24 protein-coding genes are annotated in these 18286 nt (G+C 40.2%); 6 read left to right on the top strand and 18 right to left on the bottom strand.

Features of this window, described 5'->3' with window-relative positions:
- Positions 1-5: 5 nt before the first annotated feature.
- Positions 6-728 carry an acylneuraminate cytidylyltransferase gene (locus MHH31_RS09865; protein ID WP_058336733.1) on the bottom strand — a complete coding sequence of 241 codons (723 nt, stop codon included), beginning with the start codon at positions 726-728 and terminating at the stop codon, positions 6-8.
- Positions 729-982: 254 nt separating this feature from the next.
- Between MHH31_RS09865 and MHH31_RS09870 the strand changes: the two genes are divergently transcribed.
- Positions 983-2011 carry an SDR family NAD(P)-dependent oxidoreductase gene (locus tag MHH31_RS09870; RefSeq protein WP_058336732.1) on the top strand — a complete coding sequence of 343 codons (1029 nt, stop codon included), beginning with the start codon at positions 983-985 and terminating at the stop codon, positions 2009-2011.
- Between the two features lie 52 nt (positions 2012-2063).
- On the opposite strand, the gene msrB is transcribed toward MHH31_RS09870, so the two are convergent.
- On the bottom strand, positions 2064-2495 hold the full coding sequence (gene msrB, locus MHH31_RS09875; protein ID WP_007500777.1) for a peptide-methionine (R)-S-oxide reductase MsrB: 432 nt from the start codon (positions 2493-2495) through the stop codon (positions 2064-2066).
- Positions 2495-3028, bottom strand: a complete 534-nt coding sequence (gene msrA, locus MHH31_RS09880; protein ID WP_035391726.1) for a peptide-methionine (S)-S-oxide reductase MsrA — start codon at positions 3026-3028, stop codon at positions 2495-2497. The genes msrB and msrA overlap by 1 nt, the downstream gene beginning before the upstream one ends.
- A 138-nt stretch (positions 3029-3166) precedes the next feature.
- On the opposite strand from msrA, the gene MHH31_RS09885 reads away from it, so the two are divergent.
- The 3 genes from MHH31_RS09885 (at position 3167) to MHH31_RS09895 (ending at position 4697) form a co-directional block, all read left to right on the top strand.
- On the top strand, positions 3167-3598 hold the full coding sequence (locus MHH31_RS09885; RefSeq protein ID WP_007500780.1) for a MarR family transcriptional regulator: 432 nt from the start codon (positions 3167-3169) through the stop codon (positions 3596-3598).
- A gap of 52 nt (positions 3599-3650) precedes the next feature.
- Positions 3651-3911 carry a hypothetical protein gene (locus tag MHH31_RS09890; protein ID WP_008346413.1) on the top strand — a complete coding sequence of 87 codons (261 nt, stop codon included), beginning with the start codon at positions 3651-3653 and terminating at the stop codon, positions 3909-3911.
- A 117-nt stretch (positions 3912-4028) separates the two neighbouring features.
- Positions 4029-4697 carry a DUF4397 domain-containing protein gene (locus MHH31_RS09895; protein WP_072368233.1) on the top strand — a complete coding sequence of 223 codons (669 nt, stop codon included), beginning with the start codon at positions 4029-4031 and terminating at the stop codon, positions 4695-4697.
- 188 nt (positions 4698-4885) lie between these two features.
- Here MHH31_RS09895 and ypmT read toward each other — a convergent pair whose 3' ends face one another.
- The 7 genes from ypmT to ilvA form a co-directional block, all read right to left on the bottom strand.
- On the bottom strand, positions 4886-5083 hold the full coding sequence (gene ypmT / locus MHH31_RS09900) for a protein YpmT (protein WP_008346409.1): 198 nt from the start codon (positions 5081-5083) through the stop codon (positions 4886-4888).
- 24 nt (positions 5084-5107) lie between these two features.
- Positions 5108-5674, bottom strand: a complete 567-nt coding sequence (locus tag MHH31_RS09905) for a YpmS family protein (RefSeq protein WP_024718556.1) — start codon at positions 5672-5674, stop codon at positions 5108-5110.
- Between the two features lie 9 nt (positions 5675-5683).
- Positions 5684-6445: an SGNH/GDSL hydrolase family protein gene (locus MHH31_RS09910; RefSeq protein WP_017359696.1), complete on the bottom strand. Its 762-nt coding sequence runs from the start codon at positions 6443-6445 to the stop codon at positions 5684-5686.
- Positions 6446-6514: 69 nt separating this feature from the next.
- Positions 6515-7105 (bottom strand): cytochrome c oxidase assembly protein, encoded by a 591-nt coding sequence (locus MHH31_RS09915; protein ID WP_007500791.1) that lies wholly within the window; start codon positions 7103-7105, stop codon positions 6515-6517.
- Between the two features lie 22 nt (positions 7106-7127).
- Positions 7128-7970, bottom strand: coding sequence for a DegV family protein (locus tag MHH31_RS09920; RefSeq protein ID WP_017359697.1), 843 nt, complete (start codon positions 7968-7970; stop codon positions 7128-7130).
- Between the two features lie 187 nt (positions 7971-8157).
- Complete coding sequence (locus MHH31_RS09925) at positions 8158-8409, bottom strand: YpmP family protein (protein WP_008346400.1); 252 nt, start codon at positions 8407-8409, stop codon at positions 8158-8160.
- A gap of 36 nt (positions 8410-8445) precedes the next feature.
- Positions 8446-9714: a threonine ammonia-lyase IlvA gene (gene ilvA / locus MHH31_RS09930; RefSeq protein ID WP_045035067.1), complete on the bottom strand. Its 1269-nt coding sequence runs from the start codon at positions 9712-9714 to the stop codon at positions 8446-8448.
- 180 nt (positions 9715-9894) lie between these two features.
- Between ilvA and MHH31_RS09935 the strand changes: the two genes are divergently transcribed.
- Positions 9895-10863 (top strand): sigma 54-interacting transcriptional regulator, encoded by a 969-nt coding sequence (locus tag MHH31_RS09935; RefSeq protein ID WP_340959496.1) that lies wholly within the window; start codon positions 9895-9897, stop codon positions 10861-10863.
- A gap of 13 nt (positions 10864-10876) precedes the next feature.
- On the top strand, positions 10877-11512 hold the full coding sequence (locus tag MHH31_RS09940) for a hemolysin III family protein (RefSeq protein ID WP_039165595.1): 636 nt from the start codon (positions 10877-10879) through the stop codon (positions 11510-11512).
- A gap of 38 nt (positions 11513-11550) precedes the next feature.
- Here the strand turns inward: MHH31_RS09940 and MHH31_RS09945 are convergent, their stop codons facing one another.
- From MHH31_RS09945 to ilvD, 8 genes are all read right to left on the bottom strand, one after another.
- Positions 11551-12174: an acyltransferase gene (locus MHH31_RS09945; protein WP_035703293.1), complete on the bottom strand. Its 624-nt coding sequence runs from the start codon at positions 12172-12174 to the stop codon at positions 11551-11553.
- 19 nt (positions 12175-12193) lie between these two features.
- On the bottom strand, positions 12194-12682 hold the full coding sequence (gene folA / locus MHH31_RS09950; RefSeq protein ID WP_024718553.1) for a type 3 dihydrofolate reductase: 489 nt from the start codon (positions 12680-12682) through the stop codon (positions 12194-12196).
- Positions 12679-13473: a thymidylate synthase gene (locus tag MHH31_RS09955; RefSeq protein WP_017367468.1), complete on the bottom strand. Its 795-nt coding sequence runs from the start codon at positions 13471-13473 to the stop codon at positions 12679-12681. Before MHH31_RS09955 ends, folA begins: the two co-directional genes overlap by 4 nt.
- A 103-nt stretch (positions 13474-13576) precedes the next feature.
- Positions 13577-14104 carry a phosphatidylglycerophosphatase A gene (locus MHH31_RS09960; protein ID WP_008346387.1) on the bottom strand — a complete coding sequence of 176 codons (528 nt, stop codon included), beginning with the start codon at positions 14102-14104 and terminating at the stop codon, positions 13577-13579.
- Between the two features lie 18 nt (positions 14105-14122).
- Positions 14123-14740: a YpjP family protein gene (locus MHH31_RS09965; protein WP_047946652.1), complete on the bottom strand. Its 618-nt coding sequence runs from the start codon at positions 14738-14740 to the stop codon at positions 14123-14125.
- A gap of 266 nt (positions 14741-15006) precedes the next feature.
- Positions 15007-15804, bottom strand: a complete 798-nt coding sequence (locus MHH31_RS09970; protein ID WP_017367470.1) for a class I SAM-dependent methyltransferase — start codon at positions 15802-15804, stop codon at positions 15007-15009.
- Between the two features lie 65 nt (positions 15805-15869).
- Complete coding sequence (locus MHH31_RS09975; protein ID WP_249855696.1) at positions 15870-16304, bottom strand: BrxA/BrxB family bacilliredoxin; 435 nt, start codon at positions 16302-16304, stop codon at positions 15870-15872.
- 81 nt (positions 16305-16385) lie between these two features.
- The gene (ilvD, locus tag MHH31_RS09980) at positions 16386-18062 is read right to left on the bottom strand and encodes a dihydroxy-acid dehydratase (RefSeq protein WP_007500822.1); all 1677 of its coding nucleotides are present in this window, start codon (positions 18060-18062) and stop codon (positions 16386-16388) included.
- Between the last annotated feature and the right edge of the window lie 224 nt (positions 18063-18286).

An 18286-nucleotide genomic window follows, 5' to 3' on the forward strand; every position in this document is an offset into this window, starting at 1 on the left:
TCATCTTATGCCGTTCCTTCTGCATCTTGTCGAGCCAATAAAATCTTCTCTGCCTTTTTCCGATCTTCCTCACTTTTCACAACAAGCGATTGCGCATGATCCATCATATATGCACCAACAGATCCTTCTAAAAAGGAATGAATGCATTCTTTTGCATATGGAACATGAAACGCATAGACAGTTCCATTTAAACGTCCATACGTATAAGGGTGCTCCTGAGTTGGTACAAAAAAATAATGATTGTCCTTATACAGGCTGGCTTCATTGGTGTCATGAAGTGTCCAAGTTTCATTTGGATTTTCTAACGCCTCTGTAAAAGAAGCCGCACAATCATATCCCCCCTCTACTAGAAGCTGCAAGCAGTTCTCAATATCTGCCGTCTGCCTTAGTGGTGATGCTGGATGCAAATACAAAACAATATCAAACGTCTTTCCCTCTCGTTCTAAATAAGCAAGTGCATGCTTCACAGCTACTAAAGAAGGTGTTTGTTCCGTCACATGTGTGCTTGGCAGTTCAATCACATTTGCTCCGTAGTGAGATGAAATGATTTGAGTATTCACATCCTCTGAAGATACGATGACTTCATCTAATTCAATCATTTGTAATAATGGCTGAATGGTCCAATAGATCAGCGGCCGCTCCGCCAATACGCGAATGTGTTCAGCATGATGTCCCTGCTTGCTGCTAAAAGCTGGTATCATAGCTAAAATACGATTTCCCCTATACATGTATGATCTTCTCCCCTCGCGCAGCTCAGTATCAGAGAATAAATTCTGAGAGCTGAACTGATCACCGTACTGAAGTTCTTCAGGTGCCTCGCTATTCTACTTAATCTTCTATCTCTACATATTCTATTAAGTCGTCAAGCAGATGGTTATAATTGGTTCACCTAATTTATGCATAAAGTGGTTCTTTTCCTCAAACGTCTTCCACTCTTTCACATATGATGCAAAGTAGAGAAATGAGAGTTGGGGGATTAGATATGTCCAAACAAATAGAAACGAGTTTGAAGACCTTTTTTCGTGACAAAATCATCTTGGTCACAGGCGGTACGGGTTCGATTGGCCGGCAGATTGTGAAAAAATTAACAGCCTGCTCTCCTAAAAAGGTCATTGTCTTCAGTAAAGATGACAGTAAACAATACATGATGAAAAACGAATATGCGGCGCATCCAGAGGTCGTATTTGCACTTGGAGATGTGCGGGATGCCAGCCGCGTCAGGCAGCTTGCCAAAGGGGTAGATATCATCTTCCATGCAGCTGCACTCAAACAAGTACCCACCTGCGAAGATAATCCGTTTGAAGCTGTCCAAACCAACATCATCGGCGGACAGCATGTCATTGAAGCAGCACTTGAACATGAAGTCAGTCATGTTGTCAACATTTCAACCGACAAAGCGGTTTCTCCGACAAATGCCATGGGAGCTACAAAATTAATTTCAGAAAAATTGTTTTTTCAAGCGAATGAAAGTATTTCAAATCAGAAAACGAGGTTTTGCTCTGTCCGGTTTGGCAATGTGCTTGGATCAAGGGGTTCCGTCATCCCCATCATGCTTCAACAGTTGTTAAATGAACAACCTCTAACTGTAACTGATCCTAAGATGACACGCTTTTTTATGTCTATCGAAGAAGCTGTATCCCTCACGCTTGAAGCAGCTATCATGATGAAAGGCGGCGAAACATTCATTCTCAAGATGGAGTCATTACAGCTGGCTGATCTATTGAAAGCATTTCATGAATATGCCGGTCAGATTAATGTTCCTTCTCCTGATATTCTCGTTGTCGGAAAAAGACCTGGAGAAAAACTTCACGAGGAGCTCACATTCCCTCACGAGGCAGATGCACTGTTTGAACATGAACAATTTTATGCCATTTTACCAAGACCACATCTTCACCCTCATTTTCAAAAAGTCCATTTGACCCATTACACATCAAACGAAGCACCGCTCATTACAAAAGAGAAACTGTTTCACATCATTGAACAATTACATCATACCCACCATAAAAAATAAAAAAATCGTCACACGGAAGCAGCTGACTTCCATGTGACGATTTTTAAATCAATTATTGAAAGATGTGTTTCAAATGACCGTAGCCTTCTTTTTCAAGATCATCCTTCGGGATAAACTTTAAAGCGGCAGAATTAATACAATACCGAAGACCGTTTGGCCCTGGGCCGTCAGGGAATACATGACCAAGGTGAGAGTCGGCCGTCTTGCTGCGCACTTCAGTCCGCACCATGCCATGGCTCGTATCTACTTTCTCTTCTACCTCTTGATCTTCAATCGGCTTTGTAAAACTTGGCCAGCCGCAATGGGCATCAAATTTATCTAAAGAAGAAAACAATGGTTTGCCTGAAATGATATCTACATAAATGCCCTCTTCCTTATGATCCCAAAATTCATTTTGAAATGGCGGCTCAGTGCCATTATTTTGCGTCACTTCGTACTGCATTCGGTTTAATTCTTTGATGCGCTGCTCTTTTTCGTTAGCCATTATTTATCACTCCAATGAGATTGAATAAAACCTGCTCTGCCCGAACCGACATGGTATCGTTCGTAGTGCATTTTGTTCTTTTTATAATAATGCTGATGATATTCCTCAGCAGGATAAAAAGGACTAGCCTCTAAAATTTCTGTCACGATTGGCTTTTGGAAAATTCCACTTTGGCTCAGCTGCTCTTTTGATGTTTCTGCAAGTTGCCTTTGTTTTTCATTGTGGACATAAATCCCTGTACGGTAGGACTCTCCTCTATCACCAAATTGTCCTCCATCATCTGTTGGGTCTATTTGCTGCCAATATAGTTCTAATAGCTTCTCATACGGAAAAACGTCTGGATCAAAGGTAATTTGAACGGCTTCTCTATGGCCTGTCGTATTTGTACATACTTCCTCATAGGTTGGATTCACTGTATGTCCGCCAGTATACCCTGATTCAACTTTGATAATGCCTGGCTGTTCATCAAAAGGTTTAACCATACACCAGAAACAGCCTCCAGCAAATGTGGCTAATTCTTGTTTTTCAGACATATTAGTGCCCCCTTCATTTAAAAAATGGTATCATCATATTATAACATGATAAAAAATAATGAAAATGATACGACTTGTATACCTAAAAACAAATGAAAGCATTCTGTCGTATCTTAAAATATAATGGGGGTTTAATGATTGGAACAAAGAAAACAAATGATGTATGAAATGGATACTTTACTGAGAACCGTATTTAAGCAAATACGTTATGAAATTAACAGCTTGCTTGAAAACGAATTATCTCGGAATGAATTTCTCATTTTAAATCTGCTGCGTGAACAAGGCGCAAAAAAAGTAACGGAATTCGCCTCAATTCTCGGTGTATCAGCAAGCCATATTACAGCTGTAACCGACACACTTGTAGAAAAAGGCTGGATCACTCGTATCCGTTCAAAAGAGGATCGACGCATCATCAAAATCCACTTAACCGATAAGGGTAAGGAAATTACTGAGCATTTTGAGAAAAAGAAAACAGAATACTTCATGGAACGATTTGAATCATTTGATGATGAAGAACTGAAAACGATGATCAAGTTATTTAAAAAGCTGGATAAAAGTCAAAAGGATTAAGCATAGATTTTAGCGTGGAGGACATGCTACGGATAAAAAGGTGGAATGAACCATGACAAGTCCATATCTTTGTCCGAACTGCAAAACCAACAGAACGCGTTTTAACCTCATCGAGCAGCATTCAGAACCTGTGAAACTTGATCCAGCAACTGGAGCTATTGTCGAAACATATGAAGGAGATCAGCTTTCTCCTTTTCACATGAACTATCAAGGACCGAAAATCAAAGTCCAGTGCGGCGTTTGCGGATTAATTGAGGATGAAAAAACGTTCATTAAGTTGGCTGAATATCATCAATATTCATCTCCTTCTTAATACGAGAGCCTGACACTTTTTGTCAGGCTTTTTTCTATGTTTCTTTTGCCTATACAGATCGTCCCTTTCTTGCATACGCTACAAAAAACACATTGCAGAGAAAGAAGGGATAAAGACGTGCAGCAGCTCTACGAGATGAATCAATTTCTATATCGTCCATTAGCTACCTTCCCCCCATACCATCCGAAAAACACCATTTCCAAAGCTGTTATTCGATTATTTCACGCTGCACCGGATTTAAGTGAGCTTGCTGTATTTGTAAATCAGCAGCCAATCCAAAAAAAGCTGCCATACGGTCAGCTGTCTGCTTATATGGAATGGGATGAGGGTGTTTATGAGATAGAAGTATTTAAGCTGGCTACAAAAGAAAGAATTCTTTCTTCTCGTATGATGATTAATGGAAACGAGACTTACACGCTATGTATCACAGGAGCTCGTACCGGCTTTGCGCTGCTCACAGAAAAGCAAGACTCGCTGATTAAGCAAGATGAGCTATCAGCACTCACGTTTATCCAGCTGTCACCAGACCTCCCTTTCATTGATATATATGAACGAGATCAAGGCATCTTATCAAAGGAGCTCGGATATGTAAACGGCACCCAAACCCACCACTTCTCTCCGAATAAGTATCACTTTGAATTAAAAGCTGCCGGTACTCAAAGTGTACTGCTAGATATTCCGAAAGTTCACCTGCAAACAAAGCGGGCCTATCTTATTTTACTTCATGGATTTGCAAACGGAGAGCCAGAGCTAATGGCAAAAGTCGTCTTGTCTCACCAAATGTAAAAAGAGCCTTTCCAAATGGAAAAGGCTCTCAGCGTGTAGACAAAGCCTCGCATTCGGTGTCAGTCCTGCGTGCCGGTGCTCACGAATGTCACATTCACTCTGCGCCAGTACTCGTCCTTCCTAGAATGCAAAGGTTTTCTATTCCGCTGAAAAGAAGACAAATAGCCTTTCCAAATGGAAAAGGCTATTTACGAGACATCTTCAGCTTTTTCTTGTTTTTGAAAATCAAAAGCAAGAATCATGGTACCTAAAAATAATGCACAATAGGCGATATTTAAGTAAAACTGGTCGATATTTTCTGCTTTTAAATGAGAGGCAGCTGTCATGCCAAAGTATGCAGCAAATAAGAGCGACAGTAAACTAAAATATTGATAGACTCGCTTCATAGTTTCACTCCTGACTTACACGTTCTATTGCTTTGGATGATAATATGAGAATTCAATTTCATCATTCTCAAGATCAATTTTGTTCGCTTTGACATACATATCATTCGTCAGCGGCATTTCTGAAAGGCGCACTTCCACCGTTTTTTGGTCTGGTTTCACATGAACGAAATCAGGCAGTTCATAGAATTGACCCATGTAGCTTAAAACAAAACTGATTGGGATGCTTAATTGTCCAATTGAAAAGTCATCTACTTTCAGCAGAACATCCCCATTATCTTCAACAGATGGTGTAAATGATACATTTGCATTAATCGTTGAAGAAAAAGCTTTGATTGCACCTGTTACTTTCACATCTTGGTCAATCGCAACATGAAAATCGGGCATATCGCTTGATCCTTGGTTTTTCAAATAATCATTGACAAAGCTGGTAAGCGACTCTTTTGAACTAGAAATGTTAAAAGCATACTCGCTGTTTACTTCTTTTTTCGAAGCGGATTGATCGCTCGGCAGCAGCATGAAAATACCGCATACAAGAACAATCAATAGATTAATTGACAGTAAAATAAAAAATAAACTCTTCCATTTTTTCATCTTTTCACCCTATTCCTTCGGCAGTCCTTCTTTTTTCACTTCTGAGAATAAACGATTTGCCATAAGAGAGTACCCCTTTTGGTTTGGGTGGAAATCATCATCTGCCAGTAATTTTTCATCTTTATCATCTTCAAATAAATCTGCTACATCGATCATATCAGCATTGCCGTCTTTTTTTAGTTCTTTTTCGGCAGCAGCATTCCAGTCTTTGACGACCTCATCAATATCTCTCAGCTCAGACAAGCTGAATTTAAAAGGATTGTACATACTGACATACATGATCTTTGCATGGTCATTATGCTCTCTTAATTGAGCAAGAATGGTCTTAAAACGCTCTTCAAAAGGACCTTGCTCTTTTTGAAAAGGAGCAAATGTCAAGTTGAGCACATTTTGACGGACGACATGCATTAAGTCATTTCCGCCGATCGTAAAGAAAATATAATCAGCGTCTTTCAGTCCATCCTGCACTTTTTTTTCTTTTAATCTTTTTAATAAATCTACCGTTCTACTGCCTTTAATGGCATAGTTTTTTAATGTAACAGACTGTACACCGTCCACCGCTTCTATCTTGTCACGGGTGATGCCGGCATATCCTTTTTTATTTTGATCTCCGATTCCTTCTGTTAAGGAATCTCCAACCGCTGCGATCGTAATATGTTCTTTTACGTTTTGTGTGTCTTCTAGTTTATCCTTTATGCCAGCCTCTTGTGCGGAACATGCAGAAAGAACAAAAGCTAGAGACATCACAATCAAAATCAAACGAGCCTTCAAACGATGATGTCCCTCCTTTTTCTGATTAAAAAAGTGTATCATGTTTTCGCTCATTTGAACATCCTTATACTAGCTTCGATTCAGTGTTTTGATGTCCTTGATGATTTCATCATATGGCGTATTTTGAACACCATCATAGTTTTTCATCACTTTTCCTTCTTGATCAACGAGGAAAAACAGAGATTGGTGTATTACTTGGTCTTCGTCTTCAGGTTTTTTCACAATCGTCTTAAAGCTTTTCATTGCAAATTTTTCAATCGCTGACTGCGAGTAACCAGTGAGAAAATCCCAATTTTTAAAGGATAATGGATATGCTTTTGCAAATTCCTTTAGCTTTTTCGGTGAATCCACCTCTGGGTCGACGCTAAATGAAATGATGTGCGCATCCAATTTTTCTTCTTTTAACCGTTTTTGTAGCTCTGTCATATGTGCGGTCATCGGCGGGCAAATCGTTTCACAGCTTGTGAAAATAAAATCTGCCACCCAGACTTTCCCCTTTAAATCGTCGAGCGACACCTTTTGACCATCCTGGTTTTGATACTCAAACGGCTGGATTTGATAATTTAATGCATCCTTGATTTGTCCATTTGAACATGAGACTAAAAGAAGCACGCTTATAATCGTAAGCGCACCAAATAAGGCTCCCCTTTTTGTATACATGACAATTACATCCCCTTTTCAATCAATCGGTATAAAAAGTAAAGCCTATAGCGCCCTTACCAGTATGACAGGAAATAATCGGTGTTGTATAAGCGATGTCAACTAGTGCATCAGGTGTGTGATCAAGCAGTGCTGCTTTAAGCTTTTCTGCAAGTTCTAATGCGTCTGCATGTGCAATCCCAATTGCCTGAACGGTTTTCCCTTTCACCGCCTGTACATACTGTTTTGTCAAATAGCGGACAAGAGCGGAGTAACTTCTCACATTCGCTTCTGGTGTGTATATGCCGTCTGTTAAGCTGGCAATTGGTTTAATATGAAGAAGTGAACCGATCAGCGCCTTTCCTCTTCCAATTCGTCCACCTTTCACGAGATTTTCTAATGTATCGATTGTGACAAATAGCTTTGTTTTAAGACGAATTTTGTCCATTTCTTTGAGGATGTCATCACGGCTTGCCCCTTTTTTTGCAAGCTCTGCTGCTTTGGTGACTTGAAACCCTAAACCATAGGAAATAAAATTCGAATCGATGACAGTAATATTTCCGTCTACCATTTTAGAAGCGCTTTCAGCAGTTTGAACCGTACCACTCATCCCACCAGTTAAATGGATACTAATGACTTCGCTTCCATCTGCCGTCAGTTTTTCATATAATTCGACGAATTGACCGATGGCAGGTTGAGACGTTTTCGGCAGTTCCTCAGCGGCCTCCATTTTTTCAATAAATTCATCTGGCTGTATGTTCACTCGGTCAATATAATCAACCCCAGAAATGGAGATATTGAGCGGAATGACATGAATGGAAAGATCATTGATTTTTTCTTGCGGAAGGTCCACAGTTGAATCTGTTACAATTTTAATTTGTTTCACTATCGTCTCATCCTTGCTGTCTTAGTCTTTACATATGATATTACCTTATTTCGTGCATACTTGAAAACAACTGTCAGAACGTTTTTGAAATTGTCACATTTTCTTCTTTTCATGTAAAAAATCCTTGCCAAGATGAGTAGCCGCCATTTGAAAATGGCCGCTCACTCTCTTTAGCAAAGATTCCAATTTACGCATTGTGTTTTAGTGTAGGCTCTTGGTAGATCTGTTCATATGTGCTCCACTTGACGTTACGTTTCACATCCTCCCTGAAAGAGTACACATGCCTCTTTCCCTTAGATACATAGACTTTTTTCAAGAAAGCTTCAAGTCTAAAGGTGAGCATGAAACCATAGGATTCATCTCCCTTTAAAACAGGGACTTCTGTTACCTTGATCTGAGCTCCATCCATCCGTCTAAAACATATTGTTTTGAGCAGCACAAACGATCAATCCTCTTTTCCAATTATCTGTTAAGCCTAAATAAATAGGTGGAATAAATCTTGATCTTTATTCACTTCAACATAGTGGAAGCCTTTTTTATTCATTCGGTCAATCAGCGCTGCATAGTCATCTCTTTCTTTCAATTCGATCCCAACAAGCGCAGGTCCTTTGCTTCGGTTATTCTTTTTCGTATATTCAAAGCGTGAGATATCATCATTTGGCCCTAACACTTCATCTAAAAATTCCCTGAGAGCACCTGCTCTTTGCGGAAAATTAACGATGAAATAATGCTGGAGTCCTTCATAAATCATGGAGCGTTCTTTGATTTCTTGCATTCGGCCAATGTCATTATTGCCTCCGCTGACAATACAAACGACATTTTTCCCTTTAATCTCCTCACGATGTGCATCTAAAGCCGCGATCGGTAACGCACCCGCTGGCTCAGCTACAATTGCACATTGATTATACAGCTCTAAAATGGTTGTACATACTTTTCCTTCTGGTACAAGACTAATCTTATCGACAACAGACTGAAGCGATGTAAACGTCTTTTCGCCAATCCGCTGAACCGCTGCTCCGTCTACAAACTTATCTATTGAATCAAGTGTGACAACCTCCCCTTTCTCGTGGGAAGCATGAAGTGAGGCGGCACCAAGCGGCTCGACTGCAATAATTTCTGTTTCTGGTGCGATATTTTTAATATACGTGCCAACGCCAGATAACAAACCTCCGCCCCCAACACTTGCAAATAAAAAGTGAGGCTCCACTTCGATATCATTTAATATTTCTACAGCAGTTGTTCCTTGTCCTGCCATGACATCTAAATCATCAAATGGATGGATAAATTCCCGCTTTTCCTTATCTCCGCATTTGACTGCTTCATGATACGAATCATCAAAGGTATCTCCGGTTAAGATAATGTCAACATATTCTTTTCCGAAAAGCTCCACTTGCGATACTTTTTGCCTTGGTGTGGTAGCAGGCATAAAGATTTTCCCGTGGATACCTAAATATTTGCAAGAATAGGCAACGCCTTGTGCGTGATTTCCTGCACTGGCACAAACAATGCCGTTTTCTAGTTTTTCTTTTGGCAACTGGCTCATTTTATTAAAAGCGCCTCTTAATTTAAAAGAACGAACAACTTGCAGGTCCTCTCTTTTTAAGTAGACATTACATTCATATCGTTCAGAAAGTCGCTCATTTTTTTGAAGTGGTGTATGAATCACTACATCCTTCAAATTTTGATGGGCTTTTAAGATGTCTTTCACTTGAATTAGCGTGTTTTCTTTGAGCAACGGTTTCATGTACAAGATCCTTTCTCTTTAACCTTATTTAATTTGTCATTATAACATGAATATTCAAAAAATAAACCAATAGATCATGGATCGGAGATAAATTTCATGAACTTTTTCGTTTTTCTATACATTTGTTCTAATTGGGTGTTATAATAAAACCAATTAGAACCAAAAGAAAGGAATCGCTCGATGACCACACATCCGTTTGCTAATATATATGGAGAACACCAAGATATAAAACACGCCATTCATTTGGCAAAACAATTCACGAAAAACGATCAGCCTGTGTTGATCACAGGTGAAATTGGAACAGGCAAATCACGCTTTGCACAAGAAATGGCCCATTCATTTGCTGCGCAGGCTTCGATGAAATATATCTATTGCCCCATTGTAGATGAAGTGACTTTGCAGGAAGCATTTACTCATGCGGCAAATCATGTGCTTTATTTAGACGAAGTCAGCGCACTCAGTATTCCTATGCAGCATCAGGTCATTCGTTTTCTCGAAGTTTCTCCTGCAACAAAAATTATTGCTTCTTCGTCTTTATCATTAGAGGCGATGAGCGTTTTGTCCAGTTTTTTACCTGAGCTGTTTTATCGGCTCAATGTGCTTCATATCCCTCTCCCGCCTTTAGAAGATCGAAAAACAGATATTCCTATTTTAACCGCTGCTTTCTTTCAAGAACTGAACATGACGCCTGATATCGACTCAAGTGTGTGGGAAGTCTTACAGCAATATTCGTTTGAAGGGAATGTCCAGGAGCTCAAAAATATCGTTCATTATGCAGCCGCGATTCTCGAAGGGCAAACAGTTTTCTTGCATCACTTGCCACCTTTTGTATTATTACCTCAACAAACAGCTGGTAAAGGAAAAAAAGAAGAACACCAGCTCACGCTTATGGAGAAACAAGAATTTGTTTTCTTACTCGAAGCCATTAAGTCTCTAAATGAAAAAGGAGAAGCAGCCAGCAGACGTATCTTGTCTGAGTTAAGCAAACAAGGCGACATCCCGCTGACCCCTCAGCAAGTCAGGAGTCGATTAGATGATCTTGAGAAAAAAGCCTATGTGACAAAAGGGAAAGGCAGAGCTGGAACGAAGATTACACTTGAAGGTCTCTCATTTCTGAAGTCGCTTGATGGTTATATACCGGTTCAATAAAGGAGGACATCCATTGTTTACTGTAAAAGAAGAAATTGCCAACGCAATTACACATGGCATTGGCGTCATTTTATCCATTCCCGCCATTGTTTTTCTCGTTTTATTCGCTGTTCAATACGGCACTGTCACTGACATTATTAGCTTTTCGATATTTGGCGCGTCGATGCTGCTGCTTTATTTAAGCTCTACTTTGCTTCATAGCATTCGGCACAAAAAAACAAAAGATGTATTTGAAATCCTTGACCACTCTGCGATTTATGTATTGATTGCTGGTACATATACGCCATTTTTGCTTGGCCCATTAAAAGGCGCACTTGGCTATACTCTTCTTGCAATCGTATGGGCGCTTGCTGCAGGCGGTATCGTTTTTAAAATCTTTTTCGTCAAACGGTTTATCATTGTATCCACCCTTGTTTATTTATTAATGGGCTGGATGATTATCATCGCAATTAAACCTCTGTACGTTCAATTAACAGGAGCTGGATTCAGCCTCTTACTATTAGGCGGTATTTTGTATTCAGTCGGAACGATCTTTTATATTTGGCGGAAAATTCCCTATCATCATGCGATTTGGCACAGCTTTGTTCTCGGCGGAAGTGCATCCATGTTCTTCTGCATTCTATTTTATTGCGTCAACATCCCAGCATGATCAAAAAACCAGCATCCACACTCGGATGCTGGTTTTTTCTATGCGCGCTTTTGTGCGTAATCACTCATCTTGACCGGTGCTTTTATATGGATATCGACATTAACTGGACGAAGTCTTTTGACGATCTTCCCTGTTAAAAGACGGTCTGTGCCGCTTGTTTCAACCGGAACAAGTGAGCAGTTACATTCTTCAGCAAGCGTTTCTGCCATGACACGATACTGTTCAGAAAGCAACAGACTCTGGCCAGATAGAACTCTTTCTCTTGCTTCTTCTAATAACGCCTCATCAGATTGATTCTGCTTGATCACCGCCATCTTCTTCAACCATTGTTTTAAGATGGGATAGCGAAACAGATGCGGTTTTGCCATAAAAGCAAATGGCTTCTCTAAGTGACCAATCAGCAATGTCGTCGTCACTGGGTGATGTGCTTCTGTGACATAAATAACAGGACCATCTGGCAGCTTTTTTTGCTGATGAATGGTCATGACCGATCCTGATTGATCAATACACCCTCTGGCAAACCTTTTTGCATGCTCATGGATGAGATGCATTCGTTTCGTATAGGAAATGCGTGGATCCGTTAATTCATGATCATACAAATGCCTTATACTTTTAAAAAAGGATACAACAACATAAATCGTTAAAAACCAATAACGAAACAACCGTACTCCTCCTACTCACTTATCCTTCTTTTCTGTCATAGACGACAAATTCATAATTGTAGGGGTTCTTTTCGTCACGATGGCCTTTTTCACGTGATACAACCGTCCAATTCTCTTCATCGTAATAAGGGAAGAAACGGTCGCCTTCAAATGAATGATGGATGTGCGTGATATATAGACGATCTGCGTATGGCATCATTTCCTCATACAGCTTAGACCCGCCAATGATCAATAATTCTTCCTCGGTCTTCGCAATGGTTAAAATATCATCGATTGAATGAACTACCTCGCATCCTTCAGCTTGAAAAGAAGAACTTGTGGTTAACACGATATTCCGGCGGTTAGGCAGTGCTCGTCCAATTGATTCAAACGTTTTTCTGCCCATGACAATGGTATGGCCACTTGTGACTTTTTTAAAATACGCTAAATCAGCGGGTAAATGCCAAGGCATTTGATTATCTTTGCCAATGACTCTGTCTTTTCCTGTCGCCACTATCATGGAAATCATACACTGACTTCTCCTTTAATATGCGGATGTGGATCATAGTTCTCGAGCACAAAATCATCAAACGTAAAATCAAAAATACTTTTGACATCTCTAGTGATGCGAAGCTGCGGAAGTGTGCGCTCCTCACGCTCTAACTGCATTTTGACCTGCGGAAGATGATTTTGATAAATATGAGCATCTCCTAGCGTATGAATAAACTCTCCTGGCTCAAGGTTTGTCACTTTGGCAATCATCATCGTTAGAAGTGCATACGAAGCAATATTGAAAGGCACACCTAAAAAGATATCTGCCGAACGTTGATAGAGCTGGCACGATAATTTACCGTTTGATACATAAAATTGAAACAAGCAATGACAAGGAGGCAGCGCCATCTGATCAATTTCTCCTGGATTCCACGCACTGACAATCAATCTTCTCGAATTAGGATGATTCTCTATATCATGGATCAGCTTGCTGATCTGATCTACTGTCTCTCCGTCTCCACTCGCCCATGATCTCCACTGCGCACCATACACACGCCCTAGCTCTCCATTTTCATCTGCCCATTCATTCCAAATACGGACACCATTTTCTTGAAGATATTTGACATTTGTATCACCTTTTAAAAACCACAGTAACTCATGAATGATTGATTTCAGGTGTAATTTCTTTGTTGTTAATAAAGGAAACCCTTCCTGTAAATCAAATCTCATTTGGTAACCGAACGTGCTGATAGTGCCTGTTCCTGTTCTGTCACCTTTTTCATCCCCGTGCTGTAATACATGACGGCATAACTCTTTGTATTGTTTCATTTTTTTCATCCTTTATTTATGTTCTTGTTGTAGTTTACCTTATTTCTGCTTTTGTTGAAACCAAAAAAACATGTCTGCAAGATGAGCAGACATGTTTTTCTTTTTATGCTTGATTCACTCGATCCTGCTCTTCGTCCTTAATATCTTGGTGTGAGTGAGCTATGCGACTTGCTGCTGCAGCCGCAAGCGCAGCGACAAGGTCATCGAGGAAGGTGTGTACTTCACCAGGACGACCTTCATCTAATTCTCTAATGATACCAAATTTCTCTTTGTCTAGATAACCGAAGTTGGTCAAACCGATTGATCCATATACATTGACAATGGAGAGCGGAATAATCTCATCAATTCCATATAGCGGTTCATCTGTTTCAACTAAATGCTGCAAAGGTTCTGGCAAAAGTTTTTTTTCTGCCAGCTGATCAAGAGCAAGTCCTGTCAAAACTGCGTGGACAATTTCCCTTTTATTCAGCACTTTTTCAACATTTTCAATGCAGACACTAAGTGGAAGATTTGGGTTGTATTTCTCTTGGAGTTTCAGCACAATGTGTGCAATATCTTCTATTTTCACTCCACGCTCGTTTAACATCTGTTTTGTAATGCGAACCATTTCGTTCATTGTATACTTTTTCAATTGGCATGACATCTCCTTCTAGTGGCTCATCCAGCTCGGCGGGGTGTTTTTATCCCAGTAAATATTACCGAGTTCATGATGCGTCTGGAATCCATCTTCTGCTGTATGGTAGTGAAAGTTAAACCAATATCCGCTGTGAGGCGGCTGATCTCTCCTGACATGAAAACGAAGCAAATCTTCTCCAGTCTTTCTATTATAAATGTGGAAGATTTTTTCCCCATTTCCGCTTGAAGGCTGATCAGTTAAAACAACATCTTGAAATTTTTCGTCATCTTTGAAATTTGTTAAAAAGTCGGTTAACACTTGTTCAATTTTTGGTTGAATCTCTTCTCTATACTCGTCCTCAATGACAGGTGTGATTTTACGACCAAATTTGAGAAAGGATTGGTTTTCTGCACTTGATAGAACCTCTTGCTTATATTGCTCAAAGGGGTCTACCCGCTCTTTGTTGTCTTCTTGCGAAAATTCCCAGCTGCGCGTATCATCTGATGTATCATAAACTGCTGTATAAGGTGATTTATCAGATGAAGAAAGTTCAGATGGCTTGTCTGTCATCAAAGCTGATGGAGGAGAGATTAAACCAAAAGTCGCAATCGTAAAGAGTGCAACGAGCGTTTTTCTCATCCACATTTTCATGATATCTAATTCCTTCCATAAGTTATCATACTGCTATTCTAGCATATAATGAATTTTCAGTCATTCAATTTGGTCATTGAGTTGAGACTTTCTTTTTCATGATAAAACGTTTACAATGACAGTAACGACGACTAAAATTTGGGAGGAATGGATATGCTTGAAGGATTTTTCATCACAGCTTCCTTGCTGACGTTATTTTATTTTGTCTATATGGAGATCACCGATTAAAAGCCCTGAAATAGGGCTTTTTTAATTGTTAAGAGTGATTAAAGTTTTGTTGATTTGTCTTCTTCTATTGAGATATATCCGTAATGGAATTGGGCGGTTTTACGTTTCATCACCTGAAATTGATAGGAATCAGTGGTAAATCGTGTGCTTTTCCAATGATCTTTTAAAACCACTCTTTTTCTAGCCACTCTCATTGCTTCTTTCACAGCGGTTTCATGGTCAAAATGATGCTCAGCTGCATGACGAAGCGGCATCATACTAGCAGACTCTTGTATGGTTTCTTCAAACATCGGGTCAAAATAGACGATATCATAGGATCGATCAGGGAGCTTCTTTAACTGCTCAATACTATCCCCGCTGATGACAGATATCCGTTTCATCGCTTCGTCTGCCTCTTTCACACCCGTTTCCCAAGTGCTGAGTCCTTCTCGAACAAGCAATGCCGTCATCGGATTTTTTTCAATACCGGCCACTTTTCCATTGGCTCCTGTAGCGCAGCTTGCGGTAATCGCATCAGATCCTAAGCCAAGCGTACAATCTAAAAAGGAATCGCCCGGCTTTAATTGTGCTGCTTCTATTAACGGATCTTTTTCCCCTCGCAGAACCCGCTTCACCCTAAACATCGCTGAGCTTGGATGGAAAAAGAACTTTTCACCATTTGGCTGATACCATTCAAATCGTTCTTTCCCAACAACCAGTACATCCCCCCGCTTGATCGCAAGCTGTTTGACAGATTGTTTGCGCCGCTCGATATACTCACCATGCAAGTCCTTTGCGAGGGCCTTTGCCGTTTCAATTGTTTGTTCATTTGCTCTAAAGCTTGTTGTAATGAGCATGTCGTTCCTCCATTATAATCAAGAAAAAATGCCCTGATGGATCACAGGACATTTCAACATTTGTATTAGCAATGTTTTTCAAATGCAGATAAGACGTTCTTCATAATATCTTCCATTTCATGACCCTCAATTTCGTCACGCGGGATAAAATGAACAAGTTCATTTCCTTTTAAAAGTGCCATAGATGGAGAAGATGGCTCCTCACCTGTGAAGTATTCTCTCATTTTAGCCGTAGCTTCCCGGTCCTGACCAGCAAAGACCGTCACCATTCGATCTGGTGCTTTTTCTGCTTTCATGACAGCTTGAGTAGCAGCAGGGCGTGCTAAACCGGCAGCACATCCGCATACGGAATTGACGACAACAAATGTTGTTCCTTCTGCTGCCTGCATCGTTTTTTCTACTTCTTCTTCAGTCGTCAATTCTTGAAACCCTGCACTTGTCAGTTCTTGGCGCATTGGTACGACGAGCTGACGCATATATTCTTCATATGCCATTGACATAAAAAAGCCCCCTCTATAATCCTTATGTTGTGAATAAAGGATACTATAGAGAGAGCCAATTTTCAAATGTTCAATTTCACATTAAATTTTCATGATTCCACCTGTATTGGCTGATGTCACAAGTTTTGAGTATCTGGCAAGGTAACCTGTTTTTACTTTTGGCTCAAAGCCTTTCCAGTTTGCTTTTCTTTTTTCCCATTCTTCTTCCGGGACATCTACGCTTAAAATGCGTTTTTCGATATCGACAACGACATGATCACCATTTTCAACAAAGGCAAGCGGGCCACCTTCTGCTGCCTCTGGAGAGACGTGTCCAATAGACAATCCGCGAGAAGCACCGGAGAATCGTCCGTCTGTAATTAAAGCAACCTTTGGACCAAGTCCCATTCCAACAATTTGTGAAGTTGGTGCAAGCATTTCAGGCATGCCTGGACCGCCTTTAGGTCCTTCATAACGAATAATGACAACATGTCCTGCTTCTACTTTTCGATTAATGATTCCTTCAAGTGCTTCCTCTTGGGATTCAAATACGATCGCAGGTCCTTCATGACGCGTAATGCCGTCTTGTACACCGCCTGTTTTAATGATCGCTCCATCTGGCGCAAGGTTTCCAAATAAAACGGCTAAACCGCCCTTTTCAGTAAATGGCTTGTCAATTGGATAAATGACGTTATAATCTTTTACCTCATGCCCCGCGATGTTCTCACCTAACGTTTTCGCTGTGACGGTCATGGTATCTAAATGAAGAGCCCCCTCTTTTTTGGACAATTCATTTAGTGCAGCGGTCACTCCGCCAGCTTCATGTAAATCTTCAATATAAACATCTGAAGCTGGCGCAAGTTTCGATAAATGAGGCACTCGTTCTGCGACTTCATTGATACGCTCAAGTGAATATTCAACGCCTGCTTCATTTGCAATCGCCAATGTATGAAGAACTGTATTTGTTGAACCACCAAGTGCCATATCTAAAGCAAATGCGTTATCAATCGCTTTTTCAGTGACAATATCACGTGGTTTAATGTCTTTTTTGATTAGCTCCATCAATTGTTTTGCTGACTTCTTCGCAAATTCTCTTCGTTCTGGTGAAGTCGCCAAAATGGTTCCATTTCCAGGAAGAGCAATCCCTAGCGCCTCTGCTAAACAGTTCATTGAGTTTGCTGTAAACATACCAGAGCAAGATCCGCATGTTGGACAGCCAAATTGCTCTAATTCGTTTAATTCCTCTTCATTAATTTTCCCTGATTGGTATGCGCCTACGCCTTCAAAGACAGAAGAAAGAGAAATTTTTCTGCCATCACTTGTTCTACCAGCTTCCATCGGTCCACCACTGACAAATACAGTTGGGATATTCACACGCATGGCAGCCATCATCATACCTGGCGTGATTTTATCACAGTTAGGAATACAAACCATGCCATCAAACCAGTGTGCCGACACCACGGTCTCTACTGAATCAGCAATGATTTCACGGCTTGGCAATGAATATCTCATCCCAATATGCCCCATCGCAATACCATCATCTACCCCAATTGTATTGAATTCAAATGGAACACCGCCAGCTTCACGAATGGCTTCTTTCACAATTTTTCCGAATTCCTGAAGATGGACATGCCCTGGGACAATATCAATATAGGAATTACATACGGCAATAAAAGGTTTGCCAAAATCCTCATCTTTTACCCCAGCTGCTCTTAGTAAGCTTCGGTGAGGTGCTCTGTCAATTCCTTGTTTAATCATATTACTGCGAAGTTCTGCCATCTGTTTAAAAAGCCTCCTATACTACTAGTCTTGTTGACTGTATGATTTTGAGTTCATTTTATTTTACAAATTTTCTGTTTATTTAGCCACCTATAATAGATAGTGACTGATTTCTCTGCTGAAGCAAGTGCTCAGCAAGGATTGTGTCATAAAATCTGACCTCCAATATTCTATATTGGTACTACTATATAGAGTTTTTTCTCATATTTCAACAATATTCAAAA

The sequence above is a fragment of the Bacillus sp. FSL K6-1033 genome, assembly GCF_038630765.1.
Lineage (GTDB): Bacteria > Bacillota > Bacilli > Bacillales > Bacillaceae > Bacillus > Bacillus altitudinis.